This window comes from Bacillus cereus group sp. BfR-BA-01379 (assembly GCF_022663605.1).
GTDB classification, from domain to species: domain Bacteria; phylum Bacillota; class Bacilli; order Bacillales; family Bacillaceae_G; genus Bacillus_A; species Bacillus_A mobilis.
Genome location: NZ_JAKUFT010000329.1, coordinates 1 through 217, shown reverse-complemented (window position 1 = coordinate 217; position 217 = coordinate 1). Strand labels below are relative to the sequence as shown.

Genomic DNA, 217 nt, shown 5'->3' with positions numbered 1-217 from the left:
TGTTACTGCTACCAATAGCTTAACTAAGGGCGCTGTGGAATTAACTAAAGTCGACGACATTGACAACTCTACTCTTGAAGGTGCTATCTTTAAAATCGTTGATCAAAACGGCAACGACGTTCGTTCTGATTTAACTACTGACAAAGATGGAAAAATCTCTGTTTCTGATTTACGTCCGGGAGACTACCAGTTTATTGAGACGAAAGCTCCTACTCAT

At 40.1% G+C, this 217-nt stretch carries 1 protein-coding gene; it reads left to right on the top strand.

Going from position 1 to position 217, the window contains the following annotated elements:
• The coding region (locus MR113_RS28100; RefSeq protein ID WP_242257531.1) for a prealbumin-like fold domain-containing protein at positions 1 to 217 on the top strand (217 nt) is incomplete at both ends.